Genomic DNA, 17,118 nt, shown 5'->3' on the forward strand with positions numbered 1-17,118 from the left:
AAATTAGGACTTACGCAACTTGCGCGACATCTGAGGGCAACCACAGGGGGATTGAACCCGAAAAAACGCTATATGTATAAGCTTTGCGTAAGTCCTGAAAATGTTAAAAACCCCCTAATACCAATTCACTTTTTTGATGCTACACATCCGATCCCCCCAACCCTTTTAACAAGGGGGCAGCAGACCGATCTGTTGCAGACATAAAGTGAAATGGTATAAGCAATAAAGGAGTTGTGCTGGCTCATTTTTCACGAAGTTTTCGCACTTTTGCGCCGAGATTGCCGTATCGGTGCTATGCAATGGCGATCGCTTGTGGCTTACAACTGGAGTCGGCATTATTGAAACTTTAGAAACATTGATCGGGGAATCGCTGGCAACAATTCTTGAAAAAACCTCAATCAGCCTCAAGCTGTGCTAAAACCGGGGAGAGCAGCGAAGAGAGCGCATACGCTACGCGACCCGTGCGGAGTTTACTCTTGAGCGAAGCCTAGCGCGTTGCGGTAGAACATACCCTACGCGAAAACAAGGAGAAAAGAGAATGATGTCGGGACAACATCAGCGAATCATTGGCTACTTTATTGAAGAGGCAATTGACCACCTCAATACACTTGAGCAAGGTCTCCTGGATCTACAAAGCACCATTGAAGACCCAGAAAAGATTAATGAGGTTTTTCGGGCTGCTCATTGTATCAAAGGCGGTGCAGCAATGCTGGGATTCCTCAGCATTCAGAAAACCGCTTACCGCATAGAAAAATGTTTCCAAGTCTTCAACGCTTGTCCTATTAGGGTCGATCAAAAGCTAGAGTCACTCTTACAACAGGTTTTTGATACCCTAAAAGCTCTGATGCAGCAGCTTTCTTGGTCTTCTGGGCTGAATGATGAGCTGACTCACAAGATTATGTCGAAAGTTGAGCCAGTTTTTGAGGAACTCAACAATCACCTCAATCACTTGTTTATTGAGGGAACGAAAGAATATATCCAGACAATTGAGCAAGGTTTGCTGTCTGGAACAAGCACTATCAAAGACCCAGAAGAAATTAATCAGCTCTTTTTCGCCGCTCATTCCATCAAAAGCGGAGCAGCGATGTTGGGACTAACAACTATTCAAGAAACCGCCCACCATTTAGAAAATGGATTCCAGGTAATAAAAGAGTATCCAATTCAGGTTGACCAAAAGCTAGAGTCCCTATTATTACGGCTTTTGAAGACGCTACAGGCACTTTGGCAGCAGTTACAAAGAGCGCTTGGTCTAACTGAGGAAATAACTAGCAAAATTATGTCGGAGGTTGAGCCGGTTTTTCAAGAACTCGACCATCACTTGAGATTGCTGGTTATTCAAGCAGGATTTATTCGCACCAGTCTGACTCTCGTAGCCACGGCGGGAACGCAACGTATTGATATCTGCGGTTACTTTACGGTTGAAGCTAAGTGTACTCTTAAGGTCATTCGTCAGGCTATCAGTCGAGTCGGAGGTAGAATCACGGCTTGCCAATGCGTACCGGGTGCTATCAACGACAATTTTTTTGGGGAACCGGAGGGAATCAACGACCAACTCTCGATTGGCGTGTGGCTACCAACCCTTTCCTGTCAGCAAGAACTTCGAGACACGATCCCCTCGGTGGGTGGAGTCATTGAAACCGTCCATATAGAAGCTCTCCAAACCTGTCGGAGATGCCGTTTCTATTACGGACAGTGCGAAATTATCTGCGCTGTTCATCCTTCTGGCCCCAAAGAAGAACCTTGTCGGGATTGGGAAGCGGGGGATGATTGGATAGGGGAATTATGGGCTTAGGTCGCTTTTCTCCGATTTCATCCCAGATTCCCAGATATAGATAGCGATCGCACCATCATCAATTCTAAAACGCCTCTGGATCGATCCCCGCCGCTCTTAGCCGTTCTGCAAGCCTTGCTGCACGTTGCTCAGCTTGTTCCGCACGTTGTTCAGCTTGTTCTGCCCTTTGCCGTTCTTGCTCTAGCCGTTGAGAAATCTCTACATAAGTAGCAAATCGCTCTCCATCAGGACGATAAATCTGCAACTCTTCTCCAGACACATCAAAGCGGATTCCTAGCCTGGGACTCGTCCAATTATCGATTGAGTCAATCACATCCAAGCGATGCGCCCAAGGCGCTACTGTTTCGCTACCGCCAGAACGTAACCAGCCACTTAGATCGTTTTTATCGGGGTCGTACAGGTAATATTCTTCTACGCCGTAGCGGTCGTAAAAGACCTGTTTTTTGTTCATTTCGGTCAGAGTGTTGCCAGGAGAAAGAATTTCAAATACAACCTGCGGCGCAATATTTTCCTCTTTCCATTGCTGGTAAGAACCCCGATCTTCTTTAGGTCTACCAAAAGCAACCATAACATCAGGAGCATTCCGAATCTTATTATTTCCTTCAACTGGATACCAAAGTAAGTCTCCAGCCACAAACACATTTGGCTCCTTGGCAAAAAGCCATTCTAAATTCTGCTGGATGACGACAATCCAGCGAAACTGCTTGGTATTGTCTGACATAGGTTTGCCGTCGCTGTCCGGGTAGATGACCTCTGGCTGAGCAGGAGATTGTACCTGATACATAACTCTTATCAAGCGTGAGGGACTATTTAAACTTAATGTATCGCTTTTGGGGAGGTAGAAAGAGAGCCGCTAAGAAGATGTTTGAGAAGAAAAGTCGGTTATGACACCATCGCTATTTACGAGCGAAGCATAGCCTTCGGCAAGGCTTACGCCTACGGGCGACATTTTCTATTTTGTGCAATAGCTTGTTTACCGAATGCGAAATCCCCTACTTTTCAAACATACTCTAAGAGCGGCTCCTCTGTCTATTGAAACACAGTCATTTTCAGTGAACCCCTGTCACCTCCGAGAGGCGAAGACCCCCTATATTCTGGCAGTAAAAAGTTGCGTTATTTTCAGGGCTACGACCAATCAGCTCGATAATTTGTCCTGCCGAGTTTTGCCAAAACCATTGGCATAGGGAATCACCCTTCAGCGGTTCGCTAGACAATGGATGAAACCCTTTTTTCTGCCAAACTAAACCAGCACTATGCACATCGTCAACGCGAATCGCAACATGGTGGACGCCAGCGTTTCCCCGCTCATGTAGGAAGCGGTCAAGTTGATCGTCTGGTGCGTGGGGCGCAGCCAGAACCACCAACCCACCCGATGGCATCAATATTGTCAACAAATGCAACCATAAATCGTTGGTAAGCACATAGGTTTTGGGACAAAATTCGAGAGGAAAGAGTCCTGGTCCTTCCACAATCCGACCGCCCAATTGACACAAAGCTTCAGCATAATTTTCGAGACGTGGAAAATCAGGAAGGGTCAGGACACAGTGATCCACTTGCACTCGTTCACCATACACATTTGTAACAAATGACCAGCGTTTAAAAAACTCAGGAGCGGTTAATTCTGCCTTGAACTCCAGCAAGCCATCTTTTTCGCAAAAAGGTGAGTCTAGGTTGGAGTTCAAAGTCTTATTGAACTTTCCTTTCGGCAGCTCTAATTTCGTCATATATCTACCCTCATTTTTCTTTAAATACAATCGGTAGACGCTGGTTTTTAACTCCAGCCCTTGTTAGAAGCTTCCTCACCTTTCCACACTTTTGAAAACACTTACTCCAGCAGATCGGGTTGTTGATGCACAATCATGTCGTAGAGTGGTTGAAAGCTAAACCACCCCATGTGGTGCGACCCCACTTGGCGATATGTCAAACGAGCCATATCGGAGTCGATCAGGACAGGCTTACCCGCTGCCTCTGCCATTAGCTGTGCCTGACAGGAGCGATCCATTGTGATAAACCACCAGGCAGCTTCATCGACTGAGTGACCCACTGTAAGCAGCCCGTGGTTGCGGAGGATGAGGGCTTTTTTGTCGCCTAAAGCTTCGGCAATCCGCTTGCCCTCCTCTAGCTTGAGAACGACGCCCGTGTAGTCATCGAACAGCCCGTGGTCTTCGTAGAAGCTACAGGCATCTTGCGTGAGGGGGTCGAGAAGGCGACCCAGGCTTGACCAGCTTTTGCCGTAGGTTGAATGGGAGTGTGCGGCTGCTACAACGTCGGGACAGGCGGCGTGGATGCGGGAGTGGATGGCAAAGGCTGCCTGATTGACAGGCTTGTTCCCCTCAACGACCTCACCTTGGTCATTGACTAGAAGCAGATCGCTGACTCGGATGAGACTGAAGTGCATCCCGAAGGGATTGACCCAAAAGCGATCTGGGTGTTCGGGGTCGCGGGCGGTGATGTGACCGGCGATACCTTCAGCAAAGCCGAAGCGGGCAAATAGGCGAAATGCAGCGGCTAGGCGTTGCTTGCGATCGCGGCGTTCATCTTCGATAGAAGCAAAGGTCGGTGGTTGGGGAATGTTGATCGGAATGTTTAATGTCTGCATAGATTCAGCGTGTATAAATCGGTTGTTGCAAAGATGTTTGGTTTGTGAGTGTATTGTATTTTGCCAGGAAGACACTAGAAGATAGTTAGCGATCGCTACCGATGGGCGGCGATTGGGCGCAGGAGTTGCTCAGGCGGAAAAAAGGCTTTCTCTCAAGCTGCTGCCCGAATTTTGAGTTCTGGAATTTATTTTTCCCTGCTGAGGGAGTCAATGCAGTCTGAGCAATGACTAAAAGTATTTATTTCTTTAGCTTTATTCCTAGCTAAGTTGAAACTAATTGGGGAGAGGTTCTTGAATGCAAGGAGAAAATTTATCGGTGAATTCTTTTTTTATTCTAAACGCCTTTCTTTTAAAATGCCATCATTGATTCACTCATGAATTTACATTTACATTTTTTAGTAAAAAAGAATAAAGCGAAAACTTCAATTATTCTTAATTGTTAGATAAAGTAGCGCTCGCTCTAACTCATTTGATTGTTCGCCTTAGATGAGCGGATCGCTCTTAAGTAGACCGACTTAATTATTTGTAGGATAGGTAAGCGGAAGCGAAACCCATCAAACCTTATGTCAAGATTGGGTAACGTTGCCTCAACCCAACCTACAAGATGACAGGGTTTAATTCAGCTGTCCTACTTAGTTCTGGAAGTAGCCTCAGCATCAAGTTACAAGCAGAAGGGAAGACGCTTGTGATTGTTTCCCTAAAAAGTGTTAATTATTCTCTGTTCATATAAAATAGTGAGGTTGTAGTAGAAACGAACAGCTACTTAGAGCAGCATCCGCCTATGTATAGGAATGACTGTCGCCAGAGAAGCGAGACGCTTGCTCAAAACGCCAGCTTAGCGATACCACCCCGTTTGCTCAATGCTATTCACAACTAGAACCCAGCTTTTACACCTTCTGTTGTCAAGTAGATAATTTTTCGGAAAGTTCGAGTAACACCCTTTTATCAACTACCTCAGAACAGAATTCTGCTGAATTGAACTTAATTCCAAGTTATTTTCACCCCCAAGGATATCGTCATGAAAACCGAAACACAATCTGCACAAACGCCCAAACTCATCACCCTCAACTGCTCTGGTGGCATTTCATTGGGTGCTTATATGGCAGGAGTTTTTTATGAATTGACGAAAGAATCCGTCAAGGCTGAACCTAAAGTTATTATTGATATCATTACTGGCTCTTCAGCAGGGGCAATGTCTGGAGTCATCGCCGCCTACTGTTTACTTCAAGGAAAGGTAGATCCACCTTTTCAATCTAATCAACTGCTTAAATTTGCGGAAGAAGAGCATAAAAGCCCTTTATATCAAGCATGGGTTCAACAAGCCGATATTCAAAAAATAGATAGCTTTTCAGTAATGCTCTCTAGCTTCAGAGATGGATTTCAAGGAACCATAGAAAGTTTTGCTGATAGCTTTGAAGCAACAATAGAGAGATACAAAAAGAGTTCTAATCCACTGAGAAAAGGTATTTATAAGTTTTTCCATCGTTCTACTTCCTCCGAGTCTACCCCCGAAGCCAAACGCCAAAGAACAAACCTGAGCGTTCTTTCTGGTGAGGCAATCCAGAAAATTGCCGAACTTGTCATAAAGCCTCCCCAGATTACAGAAAGTACGAAACCTCTGGCGCTTTTAATGACACTTACCAACTTGCAAGGGATTCTTGAAGAAATAAATCTCACAGATTCACAAGGGCATTTGGAACAAGAAATTGAAACAATTACTAATTCAGAAAGTCGTCAATTTTTGTTTCATTCAGGGATTCCTCAAGAAACCATGAATAAGATGTGGGACAAGGCAGTAATGGGGGGTCGCGCTTCCGGCGCTTTCCCGGTTGCTTTTCCACCCATTTGGGATCATTCTGATGTTAGTAGTATCAATCTTAAAGACCTGAGTGGTGACTACTTTAAAACTCCCAAGAAAGAAGAACTGAAGGAAGAAGGACTAGGCGCTGTACGTGAAAGCAAGGCAGATAATACACATTTAGTATTTCTGTATACGGATGGAAGCATACTAGATGGTTTACCCATCTTAAAAGGAATTGAACTGGAAAATGATTTGCGCTCTAATCAAATACAGAACAACGAGCGTTCAAGTCAGTTTCAGGAGGAATTTACGGCACAACAGCCATCAATTAATACAGAACGATTGCACGTTTATATCCGTCCAGTTCCCGTAGAAAATTTGAATAGTGCAAAACAACTAACGCAAGGCGAATTTTCTACACTAGAAGTTGGATTTAGTGGCTTGACGCTGCCAAAAGCAGAACATGACTCGCTCCGGTTAAGAGAAATTCAAAAACGAAATCAATTAGTCTTAGCCAAGGAAAAATTAATAGAAGCAATTGAGAAGAAAAATCTTGGAGATATCAGTCAAATTGAGGAAATTATAGAAGAAGCGATACCTTATCGGCACATAAAGCTTCGTCCAATTACTCCAGCAATTATCGGTGAAATTGCTAATTCTGGAAGTAATGCACTAAGCAGACTGAAACCCATCTACGATAATCTACCCAAAAATATTAAAGCTTCTCTGCAAGAAGGAAGCGCCGCAGAACTACTCGCGTCAGATTTTCTGGGTGCGTTTGGTGGCTTTTTTGATAAACGATATCGAGATCATGATTTCCTATTAGGGCGAATTTGTGGGATTACTTGGTTACACCAATACTGCAATGTAGAAATTACGGAGGCAGAAGTTGATACGATAGTAAGACAAAGTAAGAAATATCTGCTAGAACAAGATCCGCAACCCTCAAGCTTGAAGCTAAGTCAAAAGATTAGGATTGCTAGGATAGTCTTACGCGCTCTGAGAATTGTGTTAATTGAGTCAAAAATTATTGGACTAGTTTGGCTATTAGTTTTTGGAATCCTGAAATTATTAGTAATTTTAGGATTGGCAATTCTTGAAATTTTGGCAACTTTATTGATTGTGGTTTCCGATTTGATGGAGAAAGCACAAAAAAGGATGTTTGGCGAACAGTTATAAAAAATTGTATCTGAGTGATGACATTGAGCGATCGCTACTTCCAACAAGCCCGTCAGTACACTCAGGCTGGAAGAAACCCTCCCTGCTAGCAGACAGAAAGCTGGATTTCTCTTATTTTCCCTGCGAACGGGGGAAGCGATCGCTGACTACCCCTAAAATAGATTCAAGAATCATGGCTCAGAAACAACCGAAAACTGGTAGCGTCAGACAAAGGAGAAGATTATTACAGGACGTTAAGGCTTGAAAACGCGCTCTAGTTACTGGCATCTACTGCCATACATCCGCCCTCAGTGGAAAACCATCGCTCAAGCTTTTGCTTGCACGTTAGGGGTTACAGTATTCTGGCCCATACAGGCGGCACTTGCAGGCAAAATCGCCAATTTCATTGGACAGGGCGATATGGCAGCACTTGCCCAGTTAGCAGGAGTGCTGGCAGTCGTTTTTCTAGCCCAGAAAATCCTGATGTATGGACAGGATTCCCTGATGGCGAAAGCCGCCCTTTTCGTTGCCTTTAACTTACGCAAACAAGTTTATACTCACCTACATCGTCTCAACTTTGGCTATTTTGAAACTGCACAAACAGGCGATTTAACTTACCGTCTCACCGAAGATATTGACCGAGTTGGGGAAGTGGTGAATAAAGTTTTCCATGACTTTGTTCCCTGCGTGTTGCAGCTAATCGTCGTGCTGGGCTACATGATTTATCTCAACTGGCAGCTGACACTGGCAACATTTTTAGTCGCACCGCTGATGGGCGTTTTAATTGGCTGGTTTGGCGAACAGATGCTGAAGTTTTCTCGCCGCAGCCAAAATCGCGTATCTAATTTATCGGCGTTGTTGACGGAGGTATTTAGCGGAATTCGTCTGGTGCAGGCTTTCGCCGCCCAAGATTATGAAATTGCCCGTTTTGCCCAGGAAGCTGAAGAAAACCGGAAAGCTAAGTATGCAACTGAACGGCTAAAGGCGATTCAGAACCCGGTGGTTGGATTCCTGTACGCGATGAGCGTTTTACTGCTGTTTTTCCTCGGCGGCTGGCAAATTTCTACCGGCAATTTGACTGGGGCAGAATTTGTTAGCTATATCGCAGCTGTGGCGTTACTCATTGACCCTATCGCCCATCTCACCAGCAATTACAACGAGTTTAAACAGGGTCAGGCATCGGTCGATCGGATTTTTGAGCTGATGGCTATTCAGCCAACCGTGGTGGAAAAGCCGGGTGCAGTTGACCTTCCTCCTGTTACGGGTAAGGTGGAATATCGTAACGTTACCTTTGCCTATCCTGCAATAAATTCCCCAACCCCCGCCTTCCAAGAGGATGCCAAAGAAGTGGTGCAACCTCTTTCTAAGCAAGGGCAAGGAGGAAGTCCGGTGCTGCGAAACTTGAATTTGCTGGCACACTCCGGAGAAATGATTGCCTTGGTGGGTGCGTCGGGTGCGGGTAAAACTACTTTGGTGAATCTTCTTCCCCGCTTTTATGACACCCAAGCGGGTGAAATTCTCATTGACGGCATTAATATTCAGGATGTGACGCTGCGGAGTCTGCGGCGGCAAATTGGGATTGTGCCGCAGGAAACGATTCTATTTTCTGGGACGATTGCTCAAAATATTGCTTTTGGACAAGCGCAGTTTGACCTCAAGGACGTGCAGGTGGCAGCAGAGATTGCCAACGCCCACCAGTTCATTACCCAATTTACACAGGGCTATCATACCTGGGTGGGAGAGAGAGGCGTAAACTTATCGGGGGGGCAGAAGCAGAGAATTGCGATCGCGCGTGCTGTTTTGTTGAATCCTAGAATCCTCATCCTAGATGAAGCAACCTCCGCCCTGGATTCGGAATCAGAAGCCTTGGTGCAGGAAGCCCTAGAACGGATCATGCAAGACCGGACTGTTTTTATCATCGCTCACCGCCTCGCCACAGTGCGCCGCGCCGACCGAATTCTGGTTGTGGAACAGGGGCAGATTATGGAATCGGGAACCCATGAAGAATTGCTGCAAAAGGGCGATCGCTATGCCCGGTTTTATGCACAACAGTTCAGTTAGGTCTAGGCTAATAACTAATGACCCATTACCCATCCCCATCCCCATCTACAATTTCTCTAAATAACGCAGTAAATCCGCCATTTCTTGGGCACTGGGCTGGAACTGGGGCATGGGCGGTGTATCCCCACTGATGACTTGGTGAATGATTCTCACACGAGACTTGCGCTTGGAGATGGCTTCCAGACTGGGTCCCACCCGACCGTGCGCTTCCAATCCATGACACCCAGCACAGTTCATTTGAAAGATAGCGTGTCCCTTCACAGGGTCGCCGGTTCGGGTCAAAACTGTCTTGACATAAGGATCGGAGACGCGAAACAGGTTAACCCCCACAAGTGCCAAGAGGATGACCAGGAAAGCAGCTAATGCCATCAAGCTGAGGCGCTGCATCAGGATTTCAGGTTTAGGTAGCTGGTTATCCAAAGGTTTCTGAAAGTGAGAGGTAAAGGCAGTTTTTGATCTGGGCACGGGCGATCGCTATGCAATGAACGAGTATAGCGATATGTGTGCTTGTGTATCGATAAAGATTTCGATTCATATACATAGCTTAAATTTTCTAGAGGGTCGAGGCAAGCGTAGTTTCGTCTAGCCTGCCACCAGGATAGGAAATGCCTTGAAATTGTGTCGCTACAGGCTCACCCGTTCTTCCTCTCTAGCTTGTAGGATGAGAAACAGGCAAAAAACGTTAACAAAGGAGTACTGACGTGGTAGAACCCCTGCTTTCTGGTATCGTGCTTGGTTTGATCTTAGTCACCCTCGCGGGGCTATTTGTCGCTGCCTATATGCAGAAAAAGCGCGACAATCAACTGGGAGTATAAAAATGCTGTAGGGGCGAGGTTCTCCCGCCCTCCTGAGTCAGCTGAGTGAGGTGGGCACTGCCCACCTTTTTAAATTGTTGTAAACTTTCAGATGCTTACCGGGCAATAGAAGGTAAGGGCAGTGTTGCCGTAAACCTTCTGGCGACAGATTTCCAGTGCAGGAACGGGTTCAACCGTCCAGTTGTTGGGACTGTGTTCTACTGCCAATTCACCGCCTTCAGCCAGCAGTTGATGTTGCGCGATCGCTTCCACCACCGGCTGATATAATTCACTCGCATAGGGCGGGTCAAAATATATCCGGTCGAACTGCTGACTGGCAAGGGTTTTCAATCGTTGAACGACATCCCCCCGCAACACCTGAAATTTTTGCTCGTCTTGAGCGACTTGCTGCCAGTTTTGCTGGATAATGGCGCAGGCGCGACTCCACTGTTCAATTCCGACGACGTAGCTAGCACCCCGACACAAAGCTTCTGCGCCCATTGAACCACTACCGGCACACAAATCCAGCCAGCGACAGCCGCTGATGCTGCCCTGCCAAATGTTAAATACTGCTTCCCGCACTCGCCCTAGTGTGGGTCGGGTTTCCAGACCTGGTAAGGTTTTGAGTAGGCGATTGCCGTAGATTCTTAGGGTCATTGTTAAGAAAAACGAACCGTGTTAGCGCTTTAGAGGCTAAGGACACGTTGGCGTAGCCTGCGCTTAGGGAAGACAAGAAGGAGAGGACAGGACTTACGCAAAGCTTATCGCAAAGCTTATACATATAGCGTTTTGTAGGGGCAATCCCCTTGTGGTTGCCCTCAGATGTGGTGATGTTGCGTAAGTCCTGAGGAGTCTACCCAAAAATATTTTATGCCGCCACTTTCGCCTGAATTTGGGCGACAAAGTTGGATAATATTTGCAGTCCGCTGGTGGAAGATTTTTCTGGGTGGAACTGCACAGCCATCAAGTTGTCACGCGCGATCGCCGCCGTCACAGTTTGACTTCCGTGGGTGATAGTGGCGGCGCGGATTTGGGGATCAACGGGATCGACGTAGTAGGAATGGACAAAATAAACCCAAGGCTGAGACGGTAAATGCTGCCAAATTGGGGCATCAGGTTGGGCAATTTCCAGTTGGTTCCAACCCATGTGGGGAATCGTCAAATCGGGTTCTGGTCGAAATCGTCGCACCACACCAGGGATAATGCCTAAACCGGGTTCTTTGCCTTCTTCGCTGGAATCAAACAGAATTTGCAATCCCAGACAGATACCTAAGAAAGGTTTGCCAGACGCGATCGCTTCTTTGATGGGTTCTACCAGGTGGCGCGATCGCAAGTGTTGCACCGCCGGATCGAAAGATCCCACACCAGGCAGAACTACAGCATCCGCCCGTGCAATGTCTGCCGGTGAATCAGTTATCTTTGTCGTTGCACCCGCTTTTTCCAATCCCTTACAGGCAGAGTGCAGATTTCCCATGTCGTAGTCTATGACTGCAATGACTGACATTAAACCTGCTCCCCCTTACTATTGATATTGGTCATCAAGACTCTTTCCATTTTAAAGTAATTAATGACACTTTGAATGTATCAAAAAATCCTGTTAACCTCTTTTCAAACCTGGCTACCTCATCAAAAGTCTAATTCATCCGATGATTTATTGATAGAAGTTGCTAAACTTGACTCTTTACCGCTATCCTTAAATTTTTTAAGACAGCTACCCGTTAATGTTGCCCAAGCAAGCGATCGCGTCTTTGCCAAAATTAACCAACTACAGCCCGATGCGATTATCTGCTGCGGCATGGCAGAGGGACGCACTCAATTAAGTGTAGAATCCTGTGCGGCTTGTGGAACCACGGTGCTGAAAACATCGGTGAATCTAGAAAAACTATTAACAGGCTCAGCAGCAACTGAAATTAGCCATAATGCTGGTAAATTTGTCTGCGAAGGGCTGTATTACTCAGTATTAGACTACTTGCAAGAACGCCAACTCAACAGCCGCTGTATTTTTGTCCACGTCCCAATCCTAACTCCAGAAAATTTTTCAGAAATTAGGGCAGATTTTTTATATATTATTAAGAACCTGGCACTTTCTTAAACTCCTTTATGTCTTAGCACCCATCCGGAAAATATTTTGATGCCCTTCTGAGCGAAAGTACAAGGACGACTAAAGTAAAGTTGCGGCTTCACGAACGAAGTCCGCCTACGCTGACTAAGAGTGGATTTAGCCTGCGGAGGCAGGCTTTGTTTGTGTAGCCCCAGACTTTAGTCTGAGGGCACACTATTTTTTTCGGATAGAGTCGTTATAGTTTTTTAAAATCAATCTTCCCATGCTGCCGTTCTTGCCCATTTTACCGCTTGCTCAGACACCACCGCCGCTACCGAAGCCAGCCCCTCAAGAGATTGTACAACCCCAGCCAGTTTTGCCTTTACCCGGACAACTGGATAAAGTGCCGATGTTTAACAGTAACAGTCCAGAATGGGTGAAAAGTGAAGGGATTTTACTTTCTACTTTTCCCCCAGATGGTAAAAAGGTGCCAGCGGCTCATCTTAATTTTCCTTTCCAGGGAAGATTTGATTTATTTGCCCACCACTTTAGCCACACTCCCAAGGATTTGCAGACGCTTTATCTGGGGGTAATTTTGCATAATCCGGGTAAAAAACCCGTCAAAGTGGAAGTATTGCAAGCGGCAAGTCAGCTAATGCAGAATGCGCCCTATGTCACACTGCCGCCTTATGTCGAAAATCCCAACGGAGACGTATACTCAGGTCATGGCGATCGCGCAGTCAACGATGTCATCCGAGGCAAGCGACAAGCTGATTTTCCCGCCCAGCTAGTAATACCACCGGGACAAAGCCGTTTGTTGATGAATCATCCGATTCCGGTGCGGAATTTAGAAAAGCCCATCAATGGTCGGTCTACGCTGGTGCGGTTGCAGAGTAATGGCAAGGTTTATGCAGCCAGTTTAGCCATGTATGCCAAGAAAAATGCAGATGGCACCGAACGGAAACCTACCCAAGCAGAATGGCAGACTTTACTAGAGACAGGCACTTTAGCAGGACCACGAGATAAAACTCCCTCCCCTCCAGGGCAAACCACGGGGCAATTTATCTATAGTCGCGTGGCAGGAGTCTCTGAAGGTTCTGCCTGGAAAGGGCAACTGGTGGATAAACCCAATGCCCAGAATCTTACCATTCCCCAACCCGGCAACGCCATCTCCTATCCCATCAGTACCCTCAAGCTAGGCACCCTCGGTACAGGTCAAGTACAAACTGCAAAGATGCTGGTGCGCTATCCTGATACCGCTTACGAAGCGCATGGGAACTACGGAGTTGAATACAACCTCAGCTTGCCGTTAATTAACTCTAAGAACCAACCCCAAACTGTCACCCTGACGCTAGAAACGCCTTTGAAAGAAGACAAGCTACCAAAAGGAGGATTGCGTTTCCGGCAACCCCCGCAAGATTTTCCATTTTTCCGAGGTACGGTACGGTTGCGCTACAACGATGACCAAGGGAAACCCCAGACGCGCTACGTACATTTGTGGCACCGAACGGGTCAGGTATTGGAACCACTGCTAACGCTAAAAATGCCATCGGCAAGTCGCCGACAGGTGCAAGTCGATTTGATTTATCCTCCAGATTCGACGCCGCCGCAGGTACTGACTGTGCGAACTTTAGAAAATACCTCAGCGAATGCAGGTGACAAGTCATTGTTGGAATTGATGCGTGTCCTGTATGGAATTCGGTTTGTACTTTAGGTAAAGAATTTCCTGATGTATTGGGTGCGGGGTTTGCCTCGCTTCTTCATTTCCAGCCGTAGGGACACGGCATTGCTGTGTCCTTACTTTAGACAGAAGAGAAAACTAGAGAGTAATTGTTAACTTATGTAACATACGCTGCAAGGGTATTTGTCCGAAATGCCTAAAGTAGTGCGTTCTGTCTCAAAAAATTGAAGGGTAATTCAGTGAAAAGCAAACTCATCAAAAAGCAAGTTGATGTGGATAACTGTTATATTTCCTATTATGAAGGAGGAGTCGCCTCAAATTTAGATCCGATACTTTTTATACACGGATGGGGAGTATTAGTTGAACCTTATCAAGACAGTTTAGATATTTTATCCGAGCGTTATCAGGTGATAGCACCTGTTTTACCAGGTTTAGGAAGCTCAACCGCACCAGAAAAAGTTCTTCAAAATTATAATGACTATGCAAAGATTATTGGAGATTTTGTAAAGAAGTTAAATTTAAAAAAAGTTCATATAATTGGACATTCGCTAGGGGGCGCAATTGGCATGGCATTGGCAGCTTTGATGCCGTCGATTGTCCGCAGCCTCGTCGTCGTAGATAGTACGGGAATTCCTCTAGGTTCCATACCAGAAGTTTTATTAAGAAGGGCAATTGAAATGCCTGCCCAATCTTGGCAAATGAAGCTTCAGCCTGTCAGTGCTATTTTTCAATGCTTGCTTTACAACAGCTTGTTTAACCTTGAAAATACGATAAAAATGGGATTTATCGCTTTAGAACAAGATATTAGACCAATTTTGCCAAACATTGAATCCCCTTGTTTAATTGTGTGGGGAGAAAACGATATCCTAACTCCGGTAAAATTTGCCCAAGAGTTATCACAAGGAATAAAAGGTTCTAAGGTGAAAATAGTAGAGGAGGGATACCACGAATGGAATCTCTTTTTTCCGGATAAATTTACAGCGATTATCTTTGATTTTATTGCAGAAATTGAGGAAATGTTATTGACAAGGGCATGATTTTCTCTGCCAATTTAGAGGATGTCTGAGAAGTCGGTTATAACACCATCCAGATGTAGGGGCTTACGCCTACGGGCGACGATTTTTCGTTCCGATAGCTTGTTTACCGAATGCGAAAGCCCTTACTGACTGCGTTAATCGGTTTAGTTGGAAGAATAGGGGTGCGATCGCATCCGACTACGGAGAAAATGGTGAGTGCTAACCGCGAGACTCCAAAATCGCTTCATGCTGACTTTTTTGCCGATTTTTCTTTTCGCCCAAACAAATCCAATCCCGACACCTGCACCACCACTTGAAATCGTGCAACCTCAGGAAGTCCGCCCTTTACCGGGAAAACTGGATGATGTGCCAGTTTTTAACAGCAACAGTCCAGAATTAGTACAGACAGAGGGAATTTTACTTTCAACCTTTCCCCCCAGCAACAAAAGCGTCTCGGCAGCTCATTTAAATTTTCCCTTCCAAGGGCGTTTTGATGTGTTTGCCCATCATATTGCCAAGCCGCCGACTCCGGAAGACTTACGCACTCTCTACTTGGGAATCATCGTGCATAATCCCGGTAAGCAACCCGTCACGGTGGATATCTTGCAAGCAGCCAGTTATCTCAGTCAACCAGATGCGCCATTTATGCCAATGGCGTCCTACATTGAGAATCCCTTGGGTACAGTGTATGCTGGCCCTGGCGATCGCGTCACTAATGATATTTTGCGAGAACAGCGTCAAGCCGATTTTCCCCCTCAGTTGATGATTCCGCCAGGGGAAAGCCGGATGTTGCTGAATCATCCAATTCCTGTAAAGACGCTGACGCCGCCGCTAAATGGTCGCTCGACATTGATGCGGTTGCGGAGCGATGCCAGAGTCTACATGGCTAGTTTAGCGATGTATGCCAAGAAAAATCCGGATGGCAGCGAACGCGCACCGACGCTGGAAGAATGGCAGACACTTCTGGATTCTGGTAATTTAGCAGAGCCGCGCGATCGCCTTCCTACCCCTCCTGAGGCAAGCAACGGGCAATTGATCTACGGTCGTGTTGCCGGTGTCGCTCAAGGTTCGCAGTGGAAAGCGAGACTGGTGGAAAGACCGGGTGCAGTGAATCTGAGCGTTCCCCAACCAGGAAAAGCGTTTTCCTATACCCTCAGCACGGTTTCTCGCGGCACTCTCGGCACCGAACGAGTGCAAAGTGCCCCCATGTTGGTGCGCTACCCAGATACCGCTATATTTGGCTCACGGCAACTATGGAGTGCATTACAGCCTCACCTTGCCGCTGATTAACGATACGAACGACAGCCAAACTGTAACCTTGGCGATACAGACGCCGATCAAACAGGATCGCTTGCAGGGAGGGCTGCGTTTTCTAGAACCACCGCCTCAGCAAGTATTTTTCCGGGGCACCGTCCAGATCCAGTACACTGATGACCGAGGTTTACCCCAAATTCGTTACGTGCATTTAGTTCAACGGCGCGGTCAGCAAGGCGAACCTTTGATAACCTTGAAGATGCTACCGGGCGATCGCCGACTGGTAAAAGTCGATTTTATTTATCCCCCAGACGCCACGCCGCCACAAGTTTTAACCGTTAGAACCTTGGAAAAGACTTTCTGACACGTTGTAATTTAGCCCTTCTCTAAGCCTTAGTGTAGAGACGCGATTAATCGCGTCTCTACAGGGAGAGTGCGAATCATTTAGGATTGCTATATATTCCTAGAATCCCACTTATTTTTTCTTGCTACCTCTGCCAGAAGTCAGGGTAAATCTTGCATCTGTTTGCTCTATTTCCAAGCAATTCGCACAAACTTCAATTGAGTCTCATCAACTCAAAAATAGGGTTGATGGTTAGCACTAACCGCAAATCTATAGAAATCCTATTTAAGTCGTAAGATGCCAGCCCAGATCCCCGATTTCTTAGAGAAATCGGGGATCTCGCCTTCACGAATCATTTAGGACTGCTATATTTACAATAAATGAGTGATTTATCGGAGTCAATTAACTTTTTTTATAAAGATTCGATGAAGATTAAGTAAAGATACGTAAAAATAGTCGGCATTAAAAAAAAACAATATTTATAATATAGTTGAAATTACCGAGAAAGTAAAAAATAAATAGCTGCAAGCAAAATCAAGTTAATCTTTGACTAAATGTTAAGCGTTATTCTGGCGGTC

The 17,118-nt window shown here is 46.0% G+C and carries 14 protein-coding genes and 1 pseudogene; 9 read left to right on the top strand and 6 right to left on the bottom strand.

All coding sequences use genetic code 11. The features are described 5' to 3' along the window. Window positions 1–538: 538 nt before the first annotated feature. The gene (locus AC2VDX_RS03985) at window positions 539–1,792 is read left to right on the top strand and encodes an Hpt domain-containing protein (RefSeq protein WP_378176059.1); all 1,254 of its coding nucleotides are present in this window, start codon (window positions 539–541) and stop codon (window positions 1,790–1,792) included. A 64-nt stretch (window positions 1,793–1,856) separates the two neighbouring features. Here AC2VDX_RS03985 and AC2VDX_RS03990 read toward each other — a convergent pair whose 3' ends face one another. The 3 genes from AC2VDX_RS03990 to AC2VDX_RS04000 all read right to left on the bottom strand — a co-directional run bounded on the left by AC2VDX_RS03990 (window position 1,857) and on the right by AC2VDX_RS04000 (window position 4,391). Further along, a complete protein-coding gene (locus AC2VDX_RS03990; RefSeq protein ID WP_378176062.1) occupies window positions 1,857–2,576 on the bottom strand; it encodes a Uma2 family endonuclease in 720 nt (239 codons plus the stop codon). A gap of 265 nt (window positions 2,577–2,841) precedes the next feature. Then, window positions 2,842–3,516, bottom strand: a complete 675-nt coding sequence (locus AC2VDX_RS03995) for a VOC family protein (RefSeq protein WP_378176065.1) — start codon at window positions 3,514–3,516, stop codon at window positions 2,842–2,844. A gap of 101 nt (window positions 3,517–3,617) precedes the next feature. Beyond that, window positions 3,618–4,391, bottom strand: coding sequence for a class II aldolase/adducin family protein (locus AC2VDX_RS04000; RefSeq protein ID WP_378176068.1), 774 nt, complete (start codon window positions 4,389–4,391; stop codon window positions 3,618–3,620). Between the two features lie 1,018 nt (window positions 4,392–5,409). Here AC2VDX_RS04000 and AC2VDX_RS04005 point away from each other — a divergent pair. Together AC2VDX_RS04005 and AC2VDX_RS04010 are read left to right on the top strand one after the other, a co-directional pair. Beyond that, window positions 5,410–7,371 carry a patatin-like phospholipase family protein gene (locus AC2VDX_RS04005; RefSeq protein ID WP_378176071.1) on the top strand — a complete coding sequence of 654 codons (1,962 nt, stop codon included), beginning with the start codon at window positions 5,410–5,412 and terminating at the stop codon, window positions 7,369–7,371. A 240-nt stretch (window positions 7,372–7,611) separates the two neighbouring features. Then, window positions 7,612–9,411 carry an ABC transporter ATP-binding protein gene (locus AC2VDX_RS04010; RefSeq protein ID WP_378176074.1) on the top strand — a complete coding sequence of 600 codons (1,800 nt, stop codon included), beginning with the start codon at window positions 7,612–7,614 and terminating at the stop codon, window positions 9,409–9,411. A gap of 45 nt (window positions 9,412–9,456) precedes the next feature. On the opposite strand, the gene AC2VDX_RS04015 is transcribed toward AC2VDX_RS04010, so the two are convergent. Beyond that, a complete protein-coding gene (locus AC2VDX_RS04015) occupies window positions 9,457–9,831 on the bottom strand; it encodes a c-type cytochrome (RefSeq protein ID WP_378176354.1) in 375 nt (124 codons plus the stop codon). Between the two features lie 281 nt (window positions 9,832–10,112). Between AC2VDX_RS04015 and petG the strand changes: the two genes are divergently transcribed. Next, a complete protein-coding gene (gene petG, locus AC2VDX_RS04020; protein ID WP_378176077.1) occupies window positions 10,113–10,226 on the top strand; it encodes a cytochrome b6-f complex subunit V in 114 nt (37 codons plus the stop codon). 87 nt (window positions 10,227–10,313) lie between these two features. Here petG and rsmD read toward each other — a convergent pair whose 3' ends face one another. Then, window positions 10,314–10,862: a 16S rRNA (guanine(966)-N(2))-methyltransferase RsmD gene (gene rsmD, locus AC2VDX_RS04025; RefSeq protein WP_378176080.1), complete on the bottom strand. Its 549-nt coding sequence runs from the start codon at window positions 10,860–10,862 to the stop codon at window positions 10,314–10,316. A 211-nt stretch (window positions 10,863–11,073) separates the two neighbouring features. Beyond that, window positions 11,074–11,709, bottom strand: coding sequence for an imidazole glycerol phosphate synthase subunit HisH (hisH, locus tag AC2VDX_RS04030; RefSeq protein ID WP_378176083.1), 636 nt, complete (start codon window positions 11,707–11,709; stop codon window positions 11,074–11,076). 75 nt (window positions 11,710–11,784) lie between these two features. Between hisH and AC2VDX_RS04035 the strand changes: the two genes are divergently transcribed. The 5 genes and pseudogenes from AC2VDX_RS04035 (at window position 11,785) to AC2VDX_RS04055 (ending at window position 16,561) form a co-directional block, all read left to right on the top strand. Next, a complete protein-coding gene (locus AC2VDX_RS04035; protein WP_378176086.1) occupies window positions 11,785–12,297 on the top strand; it encodes a pyroglutamyl-peptidase I family protein in 513 nt (170 codons plus the stop codon). A 232-nt stretch (window positions 12,298–12,529) separates the two neighbouring features. Then, window positions 12,530–13,960, top strand: a complete 1,431-nt coding sequence (locus tag AC2VDX_RS04040) for a DUF3370 domain-containing protein (protein WP_378176089.1) — start codon at window positions 12,530–12,532, stop codon at window positions 13,958–13,960. Window positions 13,961–14,166: 206 nt separating this feature from the next. Continuing rightward, window positions 14,167–14,964, top strand: a complete 798-nt coding sequence (locus AC2VDX_RS04045; RefSeq protein WP_378176091.1) for an alpha/beta fold hydrolase — start codon at window positions 14,167–14,169, stop codon at window positions 14,962–14,964. Between the two features lie 110 nt (window positions 14,965–15,074). Beyond that, a complete protein-coding gene (locus AC2VDX_RS04050; RefSeq protein ID WP_378176384.1) occupies window positions 15,075–15,260 on the top strand; it encodes a hypothetical protein in 186 nt (61 codons plus the stop codon). Continuing rightward, window positions 15,190–16,561 (top strand): annotated as a pseudogene (locus tag AC2VDX_RS04055) (DUF3370 domain-containing protein). Before AC2VDX_RS04050 ends, AC2VDX_RS04055 begins: the two are co-directional and overlap by 71 nt. Window positions 16,562–17,118: the final 557 nt, after the last annotated feature.

The organism is Coleofasciculus sp. H7-1, from assembly GCF_057473865.1.

Excerpts from the sequence above, each read along its gene's own strand:
- AC2VDX_RS04000 (WP_378176068.1), bottom strand. The coding sequence starts at position 4,391 with ATGCAGACATTAAACATTCCGATCAACATTCCCCAACCACCGACCTTT.
- AC2VDX_RS03990 (WP_378176062.1), bottom strand. The coding sequence starts at position 2,576 with ATGTATCAGGTACAATCTCCTGCTCAGCCAGAGGTCATCTACCCGGAC.
- AC2VDX_RS04035 (WP_378176086.1), top strand. The coding sequence starts at position 11,785 with ATGTATCAAAAAATCCTGTTAACCTCTTTTCAAACCTGGCTACCTCAT.
- rsmD (WP_378176080.1), bottom strand. The coding sequence starts at position 10,862 with ATGACCCTAAGAATCTACGGCAATCGCCTACTCAAAACCTTACCAGGT.
- AC2VDX_RS04040 (WP_378176089.1), top strand. The coding sequence starts at position 12,530 with ATGCTGCCGTTCTTGCCCATTTTACCGCTTGCTCAGACACCACCGCCG.
- AC2VDX_RS04005 (WP_378176071.1), top strand. The coding sequence starts at position 5,410 with ATGAAAACCGAAACACAATCTGCACAAACGCCCAAACTCATCACCCTC.
- AC2VDX_RS03995 (WP_378176065.1), bottom strand. The coding sequence starts at position 3,516 with ATGACGAAATTAGAGCTGCCGAAAGGAAAGTTCAATAAGACTTTGAAC.
- AC2VDX_RS04050 (WP_378176384.1), top strand. The coding sequence starts at position 15,075 with ATGCGAAAGCCCTTACTGACTGCGTTAATCGGTTTAGTTGGAAGAATA.
- hisH (WP_378176083.1), bottom strand. The coding sequence starts at position 11,709 with ATGTCAGTCATTGCAGTCATAGACTACGACATGGGAAATCTGCACTCT.
- AC2VDX_RS03985 (WP_378176059.1), top strand. The coding sequence starts at position 539 with ATGATGTCGGGACAACATCAGCGAATCATTGGCTACTTTATTGAAGAG.